This window comes from Streptomyces sp. CAU 1734 (assembly GCF_039888735.1).
In the GTDB taxonomy this organism is placed as follows: Bacteria; Actinomycetota; Actinomycetes; order Streptomycetales; family Streptomycetaceae; genus Streptomyces.
On sequence record NZ_JBDQQP010000008.1, the window covers coordinates 130,862 to 146,659 of the forward strand.

12 protein-coding genes are annotated in these 15,798 nt (G+C 74.3%); 8 read left to right on the forward strand and 4 right to left on the reverse strand.

What is annotated here, in order from left to right; all coding sequences use genetic code 11:
* The first annotated feature begins 22 nt into the window (after positions 1-22).
* The 5 genes from AAFN69_RS17160 (at position 23) to AAFN69_RS17180 (ending at position 6,567) form a co-directional block, all read left to right on the forward strand.
* Entirely contained in the window at positions 23-1,051 is a 1,029-nt protein-coding gene (locus tag AAFN69_RS17160; protein WP_347729390.1) for an LLM class F420-dependent oxidoreductase, read from the forward strand.
* Positions 1,052-1,083: 32 nt separating this feature from the next.
* Entirely contained in the window at positions 1,084-2,217 is a 1,134-nt protein-coding gene (locus AAFN69_RS17165) for an LLM class flavin-dependent oxidoreductase (protein ID WP_347729391.1), read from the forward strand.
* 825 nt (positions 2,218-3,042) lie between these two features.
* Positions 3,043-3,906, forward strand: a complete 864-nt coding sequence (locus AAFN69_RS17170; RefSeq protein WP_347729392.1) for a siderophore-interacting protein — start codon at positions 3,043-3,045, stop codon at positions 3,904-3,906.
* A 93-nt stretch (positions 3,907-3,999) separates the two neighbouring features.
* Positions 4,000-4,803: an alpha/beta hydrolase gene (locus AAFN69_RS17175; protein WP_347729393.1), complete on the forward strand. Its 804-nt coding sequence runs from the start codon at positions 4,000-4,002 to the stop codon at positions 4,801-4,803.
* A gap of 117 nt (positions 4,804-4,920) precedes the next feature.
* Complete coding sequence (locus AAFN69_RS17180) at positions 4,921-6,567, forward strand: SDR family oxidoreductase (protein WP_347729394.1); 1,647 nt, start codon at positions 4,921-4,923, stop codon at positions 6,565-6,567.
* Here AAFN69_RS17180 and AAFN69_RS17185 read toward each other — a convergent pair.
* From AAFN69_RS17185 to AAFN69_RS17195, 3 genes are all read right to left on the reverse strand, one after another.
* Complete coding sequence (locus AAFN69_RS17185; protein WP_347729395.1) at positions 6,539-7,030, reverse strand: ATP-binding protein; 492 nt, start codon at positions 7,028-7,030, stop codon at positions 6,539-6,541. The genes AAFN69_RS17180 and AAFN69_RS17185 overlap by 29 nt on opposite strands.
* Before the next feature lie 131 nt (positions 7,031-7,161).
* Positions 7,162-9,918: an MXAN_6230/SCO0854 family RING domain-containing protein gene (locus AAFN69_RS17190; RefSeq protein ID WP_347729396.1), complete on the reverse strand. Its 2,757-nt coding sequence runs from the start codon at positions 9,916-9,918 to the stop codon at positions 7,162-7,164.
* Between the two features lie 408 nt (positions 9,919-10,326).
* Positions 10,327-10,962 (reverse strand): TetR family transcriptional regulator, encoded by a 636-nt coding sequence (locus AAFN69_RS17195; protein ID WP_347729397.1) that lies wholly within the window; start codon positions 10,960-10,962, stop codon positions 10,327-10,329.
* Positions 10,963-11,091: 129 nt separating this feature from the next.
* On the opposite strand from AAFN69_RS17195, the gene AAFN69_RS17200 reads away from it, so the two are divergent.
* Positions 11,092-11,922 (forward strand): SDR family NAD(P)-dependent oxidoreductase, encoded by an 831-nt coding sequence (locus tag AAFN69_RS17200; RefSeq protein WP_347729398.1) that lies wholly within the window; start codon positions 11,092-11,094, stop codon positions 11,920-11,922.
* A gap of 87 nt (positions 11,923-12,009) precedes the next feature.
* On the opposite strand, the gene AAFN69_RS17205 is transcribed toward AAFN69_RS17200, so the two are convergent.
* Positions 12,010-13,794: a TerD family protein gene (locus AAFN69_RS17205; RefSeq protein ID WP_347729399.1), complete on the reverse strand. Its 1,785-nt coding sequence runs from the start codon at positions 13,792-13,794 to the stop codon at positions 12,010-12,012.
* Positions 13,795-13,939: 145 nt separating this feature from the next.
* Here AAFN69_RS17205 and AAFN69_RS17210 point away from each other — a divergent pair, with 145 nt between their 5' ends.
* Complete coding sequence (locus tag AAFN69_RS17210) at positions 13,940-14,377, forward strand: protein phosphatase (protein ID WP_347729400.1); 438 nt, start codon at positions 13,940-13,942, stop codon at positions 14,375-14,377.
* A 470-nt stretch (positions 14,378-14,847) separates the two neighbouring features.
* The gene (locus AAFN69_RS17215) at positions 14,848-15,780 is read left to right on the forward strand and encodes a sterol desaturase family protein (RefSeq protein WP_347729580.1); all 933 of its coding nucleotides are present in this window, start codon (positions 14,848-14,850) and stop codon (positions 15,778-15,780) included.
* Positions 15,781-15,798: the final 18 nt, after the last annotated feature.

Here is a 15,798-nt window from a genome sequence, read left to right on the forward strand (position 1 = left end):
GCAGGAAAGGACGGCAGGTTCCATGACCGCCGAGCATCCGCCGCACCACCACTCCGCGTCCCCCGCCGCACCGAAGTGGGGCATCACCCTGCCGCTGCCGGGGCTGACCATCGACCGGCACCGCTTCCTGGTGGAACGGCTGCCCGACCTCGGCTACACGGATGTGTGGAGCGCGGAGGGCGGCGGTACGGACGCCTTCACCCCGCTGGCCGCCACGGCGGCCTGGTCGCCGTCGCTGCGGATCGCGACCGGCATCGTCCCGGTGCACACCCGGGGGCCCGCCGTGCTCGCCCAGACGGCGGCCACCCTGGCGCAGCTCGCGCCGGGGCGGCTGCTGCTGGGGATCGGCGCCTCGGTGCCGGCCCATGTCACCGACATCAACGGCATTCCGTTCGACGAGCCCTACAAGCGCACCCGCGATGTACTGCGCTTCGTCACCAGGGCCCTGCGCGGCGAGTACATCGCCGGGGACTTCGACACCTTCTCCATCACCGGCTATCGGCTGCCGCATCCGCCGGCCGACCCGGTCAAGGTGATCCTCGGCGCGCTGCGGCCCGGGATGCTGCGGCTCGGCTTCCGCGAGGGCGACGGGGCGATCACCAATCTGCTCTTCCCCGAGGACGTGCCGAAGGTGCTGGACGCCGTCGGCCCGCAGCCGCCCGGGAAGGAGCTGGTGGTCAAGGTGTTCGTCTGCCCGACCGAGGACACCGATTACGCCCACCGGGCCACCCGGCCCTTCCTGGCCTGGATCCTCAACCGCGAGCCGTACCGGAAGTTCCATGAATGGCTCGGCCACGGCGAACTGCTGCGCTCCTCGCACGAGGCGTGGTCGGCGGGCGACCCGGAGGCCGCGCAGAAGGCGCTGCCGGACGAGGTGGTCGACGGGCTCTTCATCAGCGGCTCGCCGGAGGAGTGCCGCGAGCGGATCATGGCGTACCACCGGCCGGGGGTGACGACCATTCAGCTCTATGTGTCGCTGCCGCCCGAGGTGTTCGTGAGCCGGGCACGGCTGCTGGACACCCTGGCCCGGCTCGGCCCGGCGGGCGGCTGACCGGCCATGCGACGAGGGCGAGGAGTGCTGTGATGGAGCTCGATCTGCGGGGCGGGGTGCGGGCCGCGCCCGTGCTCGGCGGTACGCCGCGCGAACGCCAGGCGCTGCGGTTCGCGCCGGATCCGCCGGAGCGGGACGCCGACCCGGAGCATGTGGCCCGCACCGCGCGGGAGAACGAGGAGGACGGGCTGGACAGCGCCCTGGTGACGCAGTCCAGTTCCTGGCCGGACCCCTGGCTGGTGGGCGCGTGGGCGCTGGCGGCGACCAGCCGGCTGCGGATCGCGGTGGCGCACCGGGCCGGCGTCACGGCCCCGACCTCGGCCGCGCGGGCGCTGGCCACCCTGGACCGGCTCTCCGGGGGCCGGGTGTCGGCCCATGTGATCGTCGGTTCGAGCGACGCGGACACCGCCCGGGACGGCGACACCCTGGCGAAGGCGGACCGCTACCGCCGGGCGGGGGAGTATCTGGAGCTCTTCACCCGCACCCTCACGGAGCGCCGGGGATTCGATCACGAGGGCGAGTTCTACGCGGTGCGGGACGCGCGCTCCGGCGTGTGGCCCCGGCCGGGCGGTGAACTCCTCTCCTTCGGGGGCTCGTCGCCCGAGGGGGTCCGGCTCGCCGCGCGCTTCGCCGAGGTGTACGCGGTCGCCCCGGGTCCGCTCTCGGCCACCCGCCGCCGGATCGCCGAGGCCCGCGCGGCGGCCGCCGCGCAGGGCCGCACCCTGCGGATCTGGCGCCATGTACCGCTCGTGCTGGCGGCCACGGACGAGGCGGCGGCGGAACGGGCCCGCCGGATCGGCCGGGACGCGATCCGGCTGACCACCGGCCCGGGCAGCGGGCGCTGGTACGAGGCGGTCCAGCTCGACCGCGACCGGGAGCGCGGGCACGGGGGAGCCGGCGGCGCCGCCCCCGATCCCGTACGGGAGCACGCGCAGCTTGCCGCGTATGTGCGCCGCTCGCTCGCCGGTGCCTTCATCGGCTCGCCCGAGGGGGTGGCCGAACGCATCGGCCGGCTGCGGGCGGCCGGGGTGGACATCGTGCAGCTGGACACGGCGGTGGAGACCGACGAGGACCGGGAGCTGCGGCGGACGCTGGTCTCCCTGCTGCGGAGCGGCTATCTGCCCCGGCCGGCGCGGTCCGGGCCGTACCAGCGGCGCGGTTGGTGAGCGCCGGGGGCCGGGCGCGGTGCCATGGTCCCCGGCCGCGCCGTCACGGCGGGATGCCCGGCCGCCCGGCGCCGGTTTCGCGCCATTGTGTCCTGCCGTGGTCGCGGTGCCGTCCGTGGTTCCGGTGTCCGAACGGCTGACACCGGTCCCGGCGGCGGCCCCTGAACGGCTGTCCCGCCTCCGGCACGGTGCGGGGGAACGGCCGCCGTCGCGGACGGTGCCCGCCGCCCGCCGTCGCCGCCGGCCCCCTCCCGTCGGACGGCGGATCCGGCCGAGCGGCGCTGATGGTGCCCGCCGTCGCGCGGGTGGGCCGGACGCGCCACTGGTCGCCGTCGCCGGTGTCGGGGTCGGCGGCAAGTGTGTCGGGCCCTCCGCCGGCGCGCTTGCCGGTGCCCGGTCGCCGGGCGGTCGCCGGGCGGTCGCCGGTGTCCCGCCGGCCCGGCGGCGGATCCGGCCGTCCCGGGCGCGGTCGAGGCCGCCCCGCCGGAAGCTCGCCTCGCACCGCGCGTCCGCCGGAGCCGTGGGGCTCCCGGCCGGCCCCGGGCCGGGGCGGCGCGACGGGGATCCGCCTCCGGGAGCGCGCCCACCGTGCTCGGGTCCGCGCCTCGCGGCGGGTCCCGCGCCGGGGCTCACCAGGGCCCGCCGGGGCCCGCGCCGGCGGGCGAACCGCCCCCTACGCGGCCCGTCCCGTGCCGCCCGCCCCGCTTTCGGCCAGGGGCACCAGAGAGTCTCGATCCCCTTGTGCAACCCTTCTCCGAAACCGCCCGTCAGGACAGATAAGGTGAGCCTACCCTTATCTTGTAGTGGATATTCTGGGAGTTGCTCGTGGCCGGAACGCTGCGTTACTCGGCATTGCATGTCAACCGCGTCGAGCGGATCACCCCGCGCATGGTCCGGGTGACCTTCGGCGGTGAGGATCTCGCCGACTTCACCTCTGTCAGCCGGGATCAGCACTCCAAGCTCTTCTTCTCCCGGCGCCCCGGCCGCGCCCCGGTCATCCCGCCCATGCCCGCCGACGGCGATCTGACCCGCTGGTACCAGGCGTACATGGCCATGCCCGAGACCGACCGCCCCTGGATGCGCGCCTACACCATCCGCTCGCACGACCCGGTGCGGCAGGAGATAGACATCGACTTCGTGCTGCACGGCCACGACGGCGCCCCCGTCGGCCCCGGCGCCTCCTGGGCCGCCGCCGCCGAGCCCGGGGACGTCGTCGGCATGCTCAGCCCGCAGCTCAGCCACTACCGGACACCCGGCCCGCACGACTGGACCCTGCTCGCCGGGGACGAGACCGCGCTCCCGGCGATCGGCGCGCTGATCGAGGCGCTGGAGCCGGGTGAGCGGGTGGTCGCCTACATCGAGATCGAGGACGCCGCCGAGCAGCAGGAGTTCACCACCGCCGGGGATGTCACCCTGCACTGGCTGCACCGGAACGGCGTGCCCGCCGGACACACCCCGATCCTGGCCGACGCCGTGCGCGCCGCCGTCTTCCCGGACGGCGAGGTCTTCGCCTGGGTGGCGGGCGAGGCCGGGGCCGTCCGGGCGCTCCGGCGCCATCTCGCGCAGGAACGCGGCATCGACAAGCGCTCCATCGCCTTCACCGGGTACTGGCGGGTCAAGATGAGCTCGGACGACGCCGACACCCCCGAGGACCTGGCCGACCGGGACGAAGCCCTCGCCGGCGGCTGAGAGGCATCCCCCGCGCCCGTGCGGGGGAGGGTGGATCGGGAACGTCCGTACACCGGTACGGGGGTGGGAACCGGAGAGCGAGAGGGCGGAATCATGGCCACGGCACGGCTGAACGGCATCACGCTGTCGTACGAGGTGCACGGCGGGAGCGGCGAGCTGGTCGTCATGGTGATGGGTACGGGGAGCCCCGGCCGGGTCTGGCGGATGTACCAGGTCCCCGCGCTGGTCGCGGCCGGCTACCGGGTCGCCACCTTCGACAACCGGGGCATACCGCCGACGGACGAGTGCGCGGACGGGATGACCATGGACGATCTCGTGGCGGACACCGCCGCGCTGATCGGCCATCTCGGCGGCCCGGCGCGTGTCGTCGGGACCTCCCTCGGCGCGCGGGTGGTGCAGGAACTCGCCCTGGCCAGGCCCGATCTGGTCACCCACGCGGTGGCCATGGCCGCCCATGCCCGGCTCGACCGGACCCAGCTGCTGATGAGGGACGGGAAGCGGGCCCTGCACGACGAGAAGATCGTCCTGCCCCCGGCGTACTACGCCGCCGCGCACGCCGTGCAGAGCCTCTCCCCGGCGACCCTGCGCGACCCGGACACCGCCCGGGACTGGCTGGAGGTCTTCGCGCTCTCCGGCTCGGCGATCACTCCGGGGATCAGGGCCCAGCTCGATGTCACCGAGGAGGGCGACCGGCGCCACGCCTACCGGGCGATCACCGTGCCGACCCTGGTCATCGGATTCGCCGACGACGCCACCCTCCCGGTGCACTTGAGCCGGGAGGTCGCCGAGGCGATTCCCGGGGCGCGCTACGCGGAGATACCGGACGCCGGGCACCTCGGGTATCTGGAACGGCCGGACGAGGTCAACCGCGTGCTGCTGGACTTCCTGGCCGGCTGAGCGGCGGCGGGCCGCGCCCGGCCCGGCGCGGCCCGCAGGACGGCTCCGGCCCGATCACGGAGGATGGGGCGCAGGAAGACCCCCGCACGGGCCGGGGGTCGGCAGGGAGACGGCGAGATGACCACGGGCGGACCACCGGGCGACCCCGAGACCGAATCCGTCCCGGAGACCGGACCCGGCCCCCGGCCGGAGACCGACCCCGGCCCCGGATCCGATCCCGGCCCCGGGCCCTCCCTCTCCTGTCTGGTCACCGGTGCCACCGGGTACATCGGCGGGCGGCTGGTGCCCGAACTGCTCGCCGCCGGCCACTCCGTGCGCTGTCTGGCCCGCTCCCCGCAGAAGCTGCGCGACCACCCCTGGGCCGGGGACGTGGAGACCGTGCGCGGCGATGTCCTGGACCGCGCCTCCGTCAGGGCCGCGATGCGCGGCGTGGACACCGCGTACTACCTGGTCCACGCCCTCGGCAGCGGCTCCCGCTTCGAGGAGACCGACCGGCGGGCCGCCCGGATCTTCGCCGAGGAGGCCCGCGCGGCCGGCCTCCGGCGCATCGTCTATCTCGGCGGGCTCACCCCCGAGGGCGTCCCGCTCCGCCGGCTCTCGCCCCATCTGCGCTCCCGCGCCGAGGTCGGGCGGATTCTGCTGGACTCCGGCGTGCCCACCACCGTGCTGCGGGCCGCCGTCATCATCGGATCCGGCTCGGCCTCCTTCGAGATGCTGCGCTATCTCACCGAACGCCTTCCGGTGATGGTGACTCCGAGCTGGGTGCGGACCCGGATTCAGCCGATCGGCGTAAGGGACGTCCTGCGCTATCTGGTCGGCTCAGCCCGGATGCCGCCGGAGGTCAGCCGCACCTTCGACATCGGCGGACCGGACGTCATCACCTACCTCGACATGATGCGCGGATACGCGGATGTCGCCGGGCTGCCCAGGCGGCTGATCGTGCCCGTACCGGTGCTCACACCGCGCCTGTCCAGCCACTGGGTCGGGCTGGTCACCCCCGTACCGCACTCCATCGCCCGCCCGCTCACCGAGTCGCTGCGGTACGAAGTGGTCTGCCGGGAGCACGACATCGCCCGGTACGTCCCCGACGAGCCCGGCCGGCCGCTCCCCTTCGACACCGCGCTCGCCCTCGCCCTCCAGCGGGTCAGGGACGCCCATGTGACCACCCGCTGGTCCTCCGCCTCCTACCCGGGAGCCCCCAGCGACCCGCTGCCCACCGACCCCGACTGGGCGGGCGGCAGCCTCTACACCGACCGCCGGGAGCTGGCCGTGGACGCCTCGCCCGAGGCGCTGTGGCGGGTGATCGAGGGCATCGGCGGCGACAACGGCTGGTACTCCTTCCCGCTCGCCTGGGCGGTACGCGGCTGGCTGGACCGGTTCGCGGGCGGCGTCGGACTCCGGCGCGGCCGGCGCGACGCGGCCCGGCTGAGGGTCGGCGACTCGCTCGACTTCTGGCGGGTCGAGGAGATCGAGCCGGGGCGGCTGCTGCGGCTGCGGGCCGAGATGCGGCTGCCGGGGCTCGCCTGGCTGGAGATGCGCGCCGACGACGACGGCCGGGGCGGCGCCCGGTACCGGCAGCGGGCCCTCTTCCACCCCCGGGGGCTGCTCGGTCACGCCTACTGGTGGAGCGTCTCGCCGTTCCACTCGGTGGTCTTCGGCGGGATGGCCCGCAACATCACCCGCACCGCCGCCGCCCGGGAGCCGGCCGGTCCGCCGGGTGAGGGGGCCGGGCCGGCTACCGGGCCAGCGCGACCCGGGCGGTGATCCGCTTCCCGACCGGCGGGAGAGTGATGTCCAGGCTCTCGCAGAGCGCCAGCACGATCTCCAGACCGTGCCGGCCGACCCGGCCGGGGTCGGTGCCGCACACCACCGGAGGGACGGGGTTGGCGTCCCACACGGTGATCTCCATCAGCCCGCCGGTGACCTCCAGATCCAGCAGGCACGGCCCGGGGGCGTACTTGCAGGCATTGGTCACCAGCTCGCTCACCACGAGCTGCGAGGTGGCCGTGGCCTCCGCCGAGACCTGGAGCCCGAACACCGCCCGGACCCGCGTCAGGAACTCGGCCGTGAACGAGCGCGCGGCGGCGATGCTCTCGGGCGCGCCGTCGTAGCAGGCGCCGGCCCGGGGGACGGCGGCCTCGCCGCGCGCGTCCCCATCCCGGGCGACGGCGTCCGTCGTCCGTGTCCGTTCCCGTTTCAGCTGGTCAGGCGATCCGGTCCAGTCCATGTATTGCCTCGCACCCCGTGTCTTCCCGCCTCACGGCGGTTCCCGCCTACCCCTGGGAACGCGGCTCACTCCTCACCGCACCGAGTTAATTCGAACACACCACGGGGCACCGCCGGTACGGACGGGCCGGGTCACCCGGCCGCGAGCGAGGTGACCAGATCCGGGGCGGTCAGCAGCCGGACCGCACCGGCGTCCAGACCGGCCGGGTACAGGGCGTACACCTCGGCGCCGGCCGGCAGCGGCACATCCCCGCGCACCAGGAAGGCCAGCCCGGCCTCCTCCTCCGCCGCCGGGCCGGCGTCATCGGTGCCGGGGGTGCCGACGCGCGCGGCGAAGGCGGCGACGGTCTCGCCGTCCCGGCGCCGGTACGCGCTCCGGGTGCCGTCGGGCCGCCGCAGGACGACGGTACGGGCCCGGGCGGCGGCCTGGAGCCGGGCCAGCTCGCCCAGACCCACCCGGGAGCCGCCCGCGAACAGCTCGTGCAGGCCCCCGGCGAGAACGCCCAGCCCGTCCCGGTGCCGCGCCACCGAGTGATCGGTGCCGGTCACCCCCTTGACCACGTCGAGCCAGCGCATCGACCGCTCCGCGACATCGATGACCAGCGGCACCGAGGCCCGGGCCCGGCTGGTGAGATCGAAGCGCTGCTCGACCTGGCGCGGGTCGAAGACCGGTCCGTCGCCGCCGGGCCGGTCGCGCACCATCAGCCCGGCGAACCCCTCCGCCATGTCCTCGAAGGCGACATTGTTGTAGGAGAAGACCACCGCGACCGCGTAGCGGATGTTCTCCGCCGCCAGCCGGTCCAGATCGAGATCGATGAACTCACTCGCGCCCCGGGGCGCGGGCGCGCTCGTCAGATCGCCCGAGTGCACCGCCGCGTCCTCCTTGAACCGCAGCCGGGTGTAGTCGCACCGGCCGGCCGGCACCCACTCCTCGTCGTAGAGGCTCAGCGACAGATCGAGGTCGACCCGGCCCGAGTCCGCACTCTCCATCCAGTGCAGAAAGAACCGCACCGTCCGCCCGTCGGGCACCGGCAGCTCGCTGCCGCGCGGCAGGGAGACCAGAGCACGGGCGGCGGTCCGTTCGGCGAAGGGCGCGATCAGCCCGTCGAGCCCGGTGTCGACCACCGCGACCTCCACCGGGGGCAGGGCGCCCGCGCGCCGCAGTATCTCGCCGGTGAGGGCGGTGACGGCCCGCTCCACCACCGGGGCGGGCAGGACCACCCGGTCGTCGGGGACGATGTGCGCCTTCGCGGCGCCGCCCTTGGGGAAGAACACCCGCTCCGGCCGTTCGCCCGAGCGGGCGCGGGTGCGGAGCGCGCCGAGCGCGGAGAGCAGCACGGCCGGGGAGACCCGGGGCAGGGCATGCTCCATGGCGGCCAGGATCCGATCGGTGTCGTCCGGGCTCGACCGCGCCGCCTCGCCCTGCCCGGCGGTCAGCCGCAGCAGATGGTCCAGCCGGCGCAGCAGTTCCCCCGGGCGCCCGGCGAGCAGCGCGAGCGCGGTGCCGGTGTCACCCGAGGCCAGGGCGCGCTCGATCAGGGCCGGCCCGCTCCGCAGGACGACGGTCCCGCCGGAGAGATCGGCGCCCGGGACACCGGCGGCGGTCTCGCGCAGCAGCTCGGAGAGGCGGTCGCCGCCGAGCCGGAGTCCGCGCAGCGCGGCGACGGCGAGCGCCGCCCTCGGGTGGCGGGCCGCCTGCTCGAAGGGGTGCAGCCGCTCCGCCGCGTGCTTCCACGCCTGCCGGTGGCGGCCCATGTCCTCGGCCGCCGCGGCCGGGTCCAGCCCGTCGAGCACCGACAGCAGCGCCCGGCGCACCGGGCGCGGCAGCGCGCCGATCCGCCCGCCGCCGACCAGGCCGGGGTCACCGCCGGAGAGCGCCATGATCAGCCGCAGTACGTCGGTGGCGGTGCCGGTCATCGCGGCGACGGCCGGAAGTGTCACCGGGTGCGCCGCGCGATCGCCGAGCAGCCAGGCCGACAGCAGGGCCCGGGTGGTCCGGCCCGGTACCTCGGCCGGCAGCCAGGACAGGTCGGTGCGCTCCCGGCTCTCCAGCAGCACCAGCAGATCGCCGGTCTCCCGCGGGCTGAGCTGGCCGCCCCGGGCGAGCAGGGAGTCCAGCTCCGCCCACGCGTCGGCGGTGCGTGCGGTGAGGTCGCCGCCGTGGCCGAGTACCCGCAGCCTGCTGGGCAGCGCCCGCTTCGGGTCGATGGTCGGCCGGGGGCGCGCCGGGCGCAGAAAGGCGGTGCCGCGCCGCCACAGCGAGCGCGGGCCGTCCCCGTCCGCCTGCTGGTGCGCCGGGTCGAGGAAACCGTCGTCCCCGATCCGGCGGTGGCAGACGGGGCAGGCGGAGAAGTCGGCGCCGTCGAAGCAGGCACGGCAGACCAGATGCGCGCAGGGGGAGACCGCCCGCACACTGCCCGCCGCCGAGCACAGCACACACGGCTGCTCCGGGTGCTGGAGCAGTACGGTCAGCACCCGGTCGGCGAAGAAGGCGCGGGTGTTGGCGGGGGTGCTCCCGGGGAAGCCCCGGAAGAGCGGGATGTGGTCGCGGTCCGCGCCGAGGGCCGTGTCGGTGTCCGCCAGCAGATCGCGTCCGGCGGCGGCCAGCGCGGTGGTGCCGAGAGCGGCGAGGGCATCACGGAGACCGGGCGACAGGAGCAGTCCGCGCTCCAGCAGATCGCTCTCCAGGAGGGCGAGTCCGGCGAGCGTGTCCACCGGCACCGGTCCGGCGCCGGTGTCGGGCGATATGACGGCCGGGGGGTCCTCCGGCCGCTCTCCGCCGTCCGCCGCCGGTGTGTAGACGGTGCCGCGCCGGGAGAACAGCACGGCGGCGAGGGCACGGCCGTGCTCGGCGGCGGTGCGGGCGGGCGTGGTCGTGGTGGTCGTCAAGGCCGGTTCTCCCCTTCGGCGGCGGTTCGCCGGAACAGCGTGCCACCCGCCCGACGGTGCGGCGGTGGTGGCAGGTGAGTGCTCATGGTGCGAACGGGAGCCGGGAGCCCGCCTCGGGGCATCTCCCGTGTGCGCACGGGGGAGTGGGACCGGAGGGCCGGGCGGAGAAGCGCCGCGCCGCGCTGGCGAAGGTAGCAAGCGGGCGAACCATGACGCATCCGGATTGCCGGCCGGTCATCGGCCAAAGGACCTGCGGCGGGACACAGCTGTGGGGCGGAAAGTGCATGCGCTGGATCTTTTGCAGAGAGGAAAGAGAAGGAAGCACATGCGGAGCCGCCCCACGGGCCGACAGTATCAGGACCCGATCTCCGCTCGCGCGGGATAAAACCGCTCCGTCCGGCGTGTGGGTCAGCCGCTGCCCGGAGCCCGCCGGCCCCGGTGCGGGCGGGCCGTCGGGGCGTCGCCCTCCGCGAGCACCCGGACCAGCCGCCCGACCAGGGCACGGGTCTGCTCGAACGACGCCTCACCGAGGGCGGGCGAGCCCACCACCGAGCGCATGACGCCCATCCCCAGCAGCAGCGCCCCGATCATCTCGGCCCGCAGCGCGGCGTCCTCGCCGTCGAGCCGGTCGGTGACATCGGCCAGCTGGCTCTCCCAGAGCCGGGAGCAGAGCTGTTCGCGCACGGCGGGGCGGGCCGAGGAGCGGAGCATCACCAGCAGCGGGTGCTCCCCGTCGAACTCCTGCCAGTCGCCGTGGACGATCTCCCGGAGCAGTGAGTCCGTGAGATGGGAGAGCGGCCGCTGCCGGTCGACGACCTGTTCCTTGGCCGTGTAGGCGCACATCGCCTCCGTGTAGAGCTTCTCCTTCGAGCCGAAGTAGCGGAAGACCAGTGCCGGATCGACACCGGCGTCGGAGGCGATCTCGCGTACGCCGGTGGCGTCGAAACCCTGCCGGGAGAAGCGCAGCCGGGCGGCGTCGAGCAGGGCGCCGCGGGTGGCCGCGCGATTGCGGCGGCGGGGTTGTGGAGCGGTGGTGTCGGCCATGAAGTCAGCGTAAGTCACCCGTTGTTGACCCGATTCGGCGCCGCTGCCTAGCATCGCCGCCATGTCATCGGGTGATGACTTACCGGCGGCCGGCGCGATCCCGGCCGCCGGGCTGTCACGAGGGGCGGAATGATGCGTACATATGTGATCACCGGCGGCACCGACGGCATGGGCAAGGGCCTCGCCGGACGTCTTCTCGCACGCGGCGACCGGGTGTTCGCGGTGGCGAGCGGCGAGGCGAGGGGCCGGGCGCTGCTCGACGAGGCCGCGCGGACCGGCGCCGGGGACCGCGCGGTCTTCCTGCGGGCGGATCTGAGCACGCTCGCCGGGGTGCGGAGCGTCCTCGCGGAGGTGAGGGCCGCGACGGACACGGTGGACGGCCTGATCCTGGGCGCGCAGCGGTTCCGTCCCCGGCGCGAGGAGACCGCCGACGGCTTCGAGTTCACCTTCGCCCTCGCCTACCTCAGCCGCTATCTGCTCGGCCACGGCCTCGCGGAGCCGCTGGAGCGGGCGGCGGCACCGGTCATCCTGAACCTCGCCGCCCCCGGGGGCCCGGGGGGCCGCATCCACTGGGACGATCTGCAACTGCGCGACGGTTACGGGGGGATGCGCGCGGCTCTTCAGTCCTCGCGCTGCAATGATCTGCTCGCGGTGAGCTTCCCGGAGCGGCACCCCGGCGCCCGCACCCGCTATGTCGTGCACAACCCGGGCTTCGTCCGCACCGGCCAGCCCGACCAGCTCCCGCAGCCGTCCCGCGCCCTCGCCAGGACGGCCGCCCTGCTCTTCGCCCAGCCGGTGGGCAAGGCGATCGAACCCCTCCTGCGCCGTCTGGACGAGCCGCCCGCCGACCCGGTCGCGGCCGTCAGCCGCGACCGGCGACTGCCGCTCACCACGCCCGCCTTCGCCCCGGCCGCCGCCCGCCGCCTCGACACCGCGACGGCCCGCCTCCTGGGGGAGTGACGGCCCGTGCCGCGCGGGGGAGCCGGCGCGGCGGGCCGCCCGCCGTGTGTGCGGGGCGCGCCCCCGGCGCAGCCGCCCCCGCGCGGGTCAGTTCTCGACATCCACCCCGTAGCCACGGGCGAGGGTGTCGAGCCCGTGGTCGTACCCCTGGCCGACCGCGCGGAAGCGCCAGACGGCGCCCCGGCGGTAGAGCTCCGCCAGCAGCAGGGTCCGCTCGGTGGTGGCGGCGTCCAGCGCGGCCTGGGCGAGCGGGGTTTCGCTGCCGCCGGTGCCGATGGTGACCTGGACGGCGCCGATGTCGCCGAAGACCGGGCTGCCGTCGATGGCCGCCGCGATCACCACCTTGCGCACCGCCGCCGGCAGCGCCCCCAGACGGGCCGTGATCGCCTGCTCGGCCGGGCCGTCGGTGAGGAGCCGCACCGTGCCGTCCGGGCTCTCCGGCGCTCCGTAGAAGATGAAATTCTCGTCCCGGGAGACCTGGTCCTCCTCGTCCACGAGAAAGGCGACCAGATCGATCTCACAGGTCGTCTGCTGAGCCCAGGCGGCGGTGACGCTCCAGGAGGCGGGCTCCGCCCGGTCCGGGAGATCGACCACACCGCCGCGCGGGAGCACCCGCGGCCCCGGCCGCCGGCCGGGCCCGGCCGGCGCGGGACCGGTGCCGGGCGCGGTGAGCCACTCCCGCCGATGGGTGGGGATCTCCAGGGCGGTGATCCGCGGCATCCGGCGGTCCTCCTCGCCGCCGGGCAGCAGCACCACATCGGTGACACCCGCGGAGAGATTGATCGCCGCCGCGCCGCCCAGTTCCACGATTCTGGTGCGGGCCGCCGCCGCGACCGGGTGCGTACCGCCCAGGGCCAGCACCCGCCTGCCGCGCAGCGGCCGGCCCGCCGGAGCCGCCTCCTCCACCGCCGGCACGGTGTCCGCCGCCACCGGTGCTCCCGCCCGCTGTTCGTGCGGTGTTCCCGGCAGCACCCCGGCCAGCAGTCCGAGGAAGGTCTCCTCGTCGACGACGGGCACCCCCTCGGCCACCGCCCGCCGGGCCTTCGCCGAGGCGGCGGCGGGGGAGTTGGTGACCAGCAGGCTGGTGTGCCGGCTGACGGACGACATCACATTGAGGCCGGCGGCCACCGCCCGGCCCGCCAGCCCGGCCCGTCCGGTGCCGGTCTCGCCCGTCAGGGCGACCTTCATCCCCTGTGTCAGCGCGCCGCCGGGCGCGAAACGGCCGGGATTGCGGAAGGCGCACGGCGCCTTGGCCGGCTTCGGGGTGAAGCGGGCGTCCTGCCGGGGCGGGCAGGCCACGAACGGCAGCTCCAGATCGAGCCGCGCCGCCTCCCGGAGCGAGGCGCGCAGCACCCCCGCCAGCACGCGCGTGTCGTCCACCGCGTCGTGCGCCCGGAGCTGGGCGATCCCGTAGTGCGCGGCCAGGGTCCCGAGGCGCAGATTGTCCGTGGGCGGGTCGACCCGGCGGTTGAGCGCCACCGTGCACAGCCGCCGGGTGACCGGCAGCCGCACCCCGGCACGGGCGAATTCGTGCGCGAGGAAGTCGTAGTCGAACTGCGCGTTGTGGGCCACCAGCACCCGGTCCCGCAGCAGCTCCGCGATCCGTCCGGCCACCTGCTCGAACACCGGCGCGCCCCGGAGCCGTTCGGCGGTCAGCCCGTGCACATGGACCGGCCCGGGGTCACAGCCGGGATCGAGGAGGGTCGAGAATTCCCCGCTCCTCTCACCGTCCGGCCCGATCGTCACCACGGCTATGGACAGCACCCGGTCCTCGCGCGGGACCAGACCCGAGGTCTCCACATCGACGAGGGCCCAGTCATGGGCGTAATCCCGCAAGCCGGGCGTTTCCAGGGAGGCGGAGGTGAGACTCATGACCGCAAGGATGGTCCGACTTTCATCATTCCTTCAACCCGAATGACCGAATTGCCATGGACGCCGGGCCGGGTCCGGCGATCATCCCCGCGGTGATACCGCCATGCCGCCGCGGGCGCGGGGAGCGCCGTGCCAGGGTGGTGCGGTGATCGGCACATGGGAACCCACCGCCCCCGGTGTTCTGCTGCTTCCGTCCGGGAGGCTGGTGCGCGGCCGCGGTCTGCGGCGCCCGCTCCCGCCCGGCCCCGCGCCCGAGTTCGCGCTGTATCTGCTGGGCAAGGAGCCGCCCGCCGCGGCCTGGGAGAGCCGCTGGGTGCGCTGGCCCGACTTCCGGCTCCCCGCGGACCGCGCCGCCGCGGCCGGCGCGCTGCACGAGGCATGGCGGCGCGCCGGGTCGCAGCGCGTCGAGGTGGCCTGCGGCGGCGGTTTCGGCCGGACCGGCACCGCGCTCGCCTGTATCGCCGTGCTCGACGGGGTGCCCGCCGGCGAGGCGGTCGCCCATGTCCGCGCGCACTACTCCCCGCGCGCCGTCGAGACACCCTGGCAGCGCCGCTTCGTCTCCCGCTTCGCCGCACCGGCCTGACCCGCCCGCCGGAATTCCCGCATTTCTGTCGCCGCTGTTTCTCTGTTCATATGCTCATCGCCATTGTGTCATCAAGTACTCGTCGTACTAAGTAACTCACATTGGCGAATGATTCTCTCCGATGTATTCCATCCGAGGCGATTGTGCTGTTCAATGAATCCTTGGACAGGGGTTCGGTGGCGTTCAGTGTGAGCCTGCCGAGAATCCGAGGCTTCTGAACTTCCGGCAGTGCGCGAAAGGATTCCGCACCGCCGAGGCATCCATCCGCGTCGAGCCGTGTCGACCCATGTCGACCCCTTTCGACCTGCGGAATCCAGTGAGTAATCCCAGTGAGCAGTCGCACGAGAGCCGGGAGGCTTCCCCCTCGGCCGAGACCGTTGTCATTTTTGTGCCCTGGTCTGTTTCCCGGTGCCGTGTCTCTCGCAGAGGAGTCATGGATGGAAGAGCAAAAAGCGTCATGCGGCGAGGAGATGTCCCCGGCCGCGCCCGCCGTGAGCGAGGACAATTCTTCCGCGTTCTCCTCCCCGCGCTCATTTCTCCGCGCGACGGCCTACCCCTTTCTCCTGGCGGCCACGGTCGCGACCGGGACGGCGGCCCTCTGTCTCCACTGGGAGCCGGCCCTGGTGAGCCCGCTCTTCCTGATCGGAGTGCTCCTCTACCTCACCGCGCTGGAGCGGCTGATCCCGCACGACCGCGACTGGCACCCCAGCCGGGGTGAATGGCGCTGGTACGGCTGTTACTTCCTGCTGACCATGGCGGGCAGCGCCCTCGCCCAGTGGCTGGTGACCTCCGCCGTCGGCGCCGCGTCCCCCGAGGAACCGGCGCTCGGGCTGTGGGCCGAGATCCCCGGCGCCCTGCTCGCCGGCTCGCTGGCCAGCTATCTCGTACACCGGCTCGGACACACCAACGCGCTGCTGTGGCGGCTGCACGGAGTGCATCACGTCCCGGGCAAGGTGAATGTCGCCAACAACGGTGTCAACCACATCCTCGACATCGTCCTCGCCCAGGGGCTGGTCCAGACGGTTCTCGCGCTGGCCGGGTTCTCCCGGGAGTCGGTGCTGGCCGTGGGTCTCTTCGTGACCGCGCAGGGGTACTTCGTCCATGCCAACATCGAGGTGCGCATCGGGCCGCTGAACCATCTGCTCGCCAGCCCCGAGCAGCACCGGCTGCACCACAGCACCGTCCTGTCCGAAGCCGGCCACTACGGTTCCGACCTCTCCGTCTGGGACCACCTCTTCGGCAGTTACACCTGGCGGCCCGGCCGCCGGCCGGCCGCCGTCGGCCTCGGCGATCCCGCCTCCTTCCCCGCCACCGGCGACTTCCTCGCCACCTTTCTCCATCCCTGGCGGCGCTCGCGGGAGAGCGGGAGCGAACCCGCCCGGCCCGCCTCCCCGAAGACCTGACCGGCCCCGCGAGGCGAC

What these genes read in the sequence shown, in the direction of transcription:
- AAFN69_RS17160 (WP_347729390.1), top strand. Translation starts at nt 23, where the DNA reads ATGACCGCCGAGCATCCGCCGCACCACCACTCCGCGTCCCCCGCCGCA.
- AAFN69_RS17165 (WP_347729391.1), top strand. Translation starts at nt 1,084, where the DNA reads ATGGAGCTCGATCTGCGGGGCGGGGTGCGGGCCGCGCCCGTGCTCGGC.
- AAFN69_RS17175 (WP_347729393.1), top strand. Translation starts at nt 4,000, where the DNA reads ATGGCCACGGCACGGCTGAACGGCATCACGCTGTCGTACGAGGTGCAC.
- AAFN69_RS17180 (WP_347729394.1), top strand. Translation starts at nt 4,921, where the DNA reads ATGACCACGGGCGGACCACCGGGCGACCCCGAGACCGAATCCGTCCCG.
- AAFN69_RS17185 (WP_347729395.1), bottom strand. Translation starts at nt 7,030, where the DNA reads ATGGACTGGACCGGATCGCCTGACCAGCTGAAACGGGAACGGACACGG.
- AAFN69_RS17195 (WP_347729397.1), bottom strand. Translation starts at nt 10,962, where the DNA reads ATGGCCGACACCACCGCTCCACAACCCCGCCGCCGCAATCGCGCGGCC.
- AAFN69_RS17200 (WP_347729398.1), top strand. Translation starts at nt 11,092, where the DNA reads ATGATGCGTACATATGTGATCACCGGCGGCACCGACGGCATGGGCAAG.
- AAFN69_RS17205 (WP_347729399.1), bottom strand. Translation starts at nt 13,794, where the DNA reads ATGAGTCTCACCTCCGCCTCCCTGGAAACGCCCGGCTTGCGGGATTAC.
- AAFN69_RS17215 (WP_347729580.1), top strand. Translation starts at nt 14,848, where the DNA reads ATGTCCCCGGCCGCGCCCGCCGTGAGCGAGGACAATTCTTCCGCGTTC.